2 protein-coding genes are annotated in these 2,434 nt (G+C 42.9%); both read left to right on the forward strand.

Translation table 11 applies throughout. The features are described from left to right. The coding region (locus N3A72_12410) for a hypothetical protein (protein MCX7920379.1) at positions 1 to 990 on the forward strand (990 nt) is incomplete at its 5' end. 336 nt (positions 991 to 1,326) lie between these two features. Continuing rightward, the coding region (locus N3A72_12415) for a hypothetical protein (GenBank protein MCX7920380.1) at positions 1,327 to 2,434 on the forward strand (1,108 nt) is incomplete at its 3' end.

Raw genomic sequence — 2,434 nt, forward strand, 5'->3', positions numbered from 1 at the left:
GCAACAGATACGTTACCGCAAAGTAGTCGCGACCCAGGTAGCGGATACTACTATATTCCGGTGCGGAACTCGCTGACGATTGTTCCGATAGCGACTGCCCGTGTTGCAACTGATTCTTCGATGCAGACCGTCCGTGGTATTGTTATCGCTCAACCAGGAACGTATACCAGTAGTTCGAGCTATATCTACATCCAAGATACCAGCGGTGGAATTAAGGTATATAGTTCGAAAATGCGGCCAGTGGTTGAAGGAGACCAAGTAACCGTTATGGGTCGAGTTATTACTTATGCTGGCGAACGAGAACTCGAGTTACTCCCAACTTCTCCAGGCTATGCTATTAATAAAGACACAGTAATTACACTACCTATCCCGACACCGAAAAATATCACGACCGCAACCTTGAATACCGATTCTTCCGTACAAGGGACGTTAATTAAGTTCACGAATGTTAGTTATGCGCCGGGCTGGTCTTGGGCATCAACGACGACTGGTGCGCGAATTACTAAAATTGACGACGGTAGTGGCGTAACTAACTTATGGCGTGGCGATGGCACTGGCGCAGCTGCTGCGATAACTGAACCGGGGTCAATCAAGTTTGACGTTATCGGAGTTGCTGGCGCATATCAGTCAGGGACCGTATTCCGAGGTCCACAGATTCAACCACGACGGCAATCGGATTTCTCCGCAAATATCGCGATTATTCCTCCGAATAATATGTCGTTACATCCAGGTGATACGGTAGCGTTCTATGCAACTGGTGGGACACCGCCATATACCTGGACGATAACTACGACGAGCGGAACCAACGTCGGGTCTATAGTCTCTACTGGGCCAAATAGTGCTGTGTTTACCGCAGGACCAGGCTATGGAACCTGTTATGTAACCGCAACGGATGCAGGGTCGAAAAGCGGCAACTCTGGGATAATTTCAATTACGCCGACTTCAGCACCGATATATCTTGAACCGCAGCCGGTGATTAAAAGGAAATAATAACAAGAGAACATTGCTGGTATATATAAGCCAATTTTGTTCGTAAAGAGCAAAATTGGCTTTTTTTTTAATATATTTATCCAAAATTTTGGTTTAGGGACAAAATTATGGACTAAAGTCTTATACTTTTTTCAACGAATTTCTTTCCCCTATCGAAAGAATAACAGGTTAGTCAAGGTAATACCACGAATTCGCTCCGAGATTGAGTTCGGGAAAACGATGCAGAAAAAAATTTTAAGGAGTTTATCCCAGAATTCCTAGTGTTCTGAGCTTCCAGGGGTTCTCTAATTCGCTTTTCTATTTAAGGTATCTTTGGTTTCGTGGTATATTTTTAGTATGGTTAATCGGCTTATTCTCCTATCAATCTGGTTAGGGATAACCGCAACGATTGGTCAGATAGTATTACTTCGAGAATCGCTGGTTTTATTTTATGGCAATGAGTTATCTATCGGATTGATGTTAGCCACGTGGTTATTTTGGGTTTCATTTGGAAGCATACTCGGCGCTAGAATGAAAGTTTCAAGTATCAAGAACCAAAGCCTGATTCAAGGAACAAATCCGAATTCCGAATATCAGCCTCCGCAACAAATCCAACAGTCCAATTCCAAAAATGCTAATAACACTCCTGAATTGCAAAGCGTAAAATTCAAATCGCATACCTATATATTATTTCTTTTATTCCTGATAAACCTTGCGCTTCCAATAAGTCTGCTGCTATTTCGTAGTTTACGAGTTCTACTCCGGGTACCGCCGGAAGAAATGTTGACGTTTACGCAAATTATTAGTACAGCGTTTTTCTGTCAATCAATATTTCCGTTCTCGCTTGGATTATTATTCAGTTATTTCTGCCGGCTCGTTAATAACGCTCAAGAAATCGGGAAAATCTATCTCTACGAATCGGTCGGTGCGCTAATCGGCGGAACAGTCTATACGTTCTATCTAGTAACAACGACAGACCCGTTCAGTATCTGGGTAGCGCTGTTTGCGCTTTCTGTCTTAGCGTTCTATGCTTTCATAAGACAACCGCAAGAGTTAATGATAGAAGAAACTGAACAAGCGCAAAATCTACAGTCCGAATCTCGTTTTCGTGGAAATGAGATTGTTAACAAGCCACAACTGACCGCCCTACGTTCTTTAGGAATACTGGTTCTCTGCCTGATAGCTATTCTTTTATCAATCAGCGATATCGGTAACAAACTGGATACACTTAGTGTTCGATGGCGATGGACTAACCAGAAGTTAGTTGAAACTCGTGATTCCGTGTATGGCAATATTGCTGTAACCGATATCGGGCTCCAAAAAAATATTTATGTCGACGGAACCCTACTCTATTCTATTCCGAATCCGATTGATGACGAAACGTTTGCACATTTTACACTGCTCGAACATCCTGACCCGTTCCAGAAAAAGATTCTATTACTTGGTCTTGGCGGCGGTAGTATCC

The organism is bacterium (assembly GCA_026416715.1).
In the GTDB taxonomy this organism is placed as follows: domain Bacteria; phylum UBP4; class UBA4092; order JAOAEQ01; family JAOAEQ01; genus JAOAEQ01.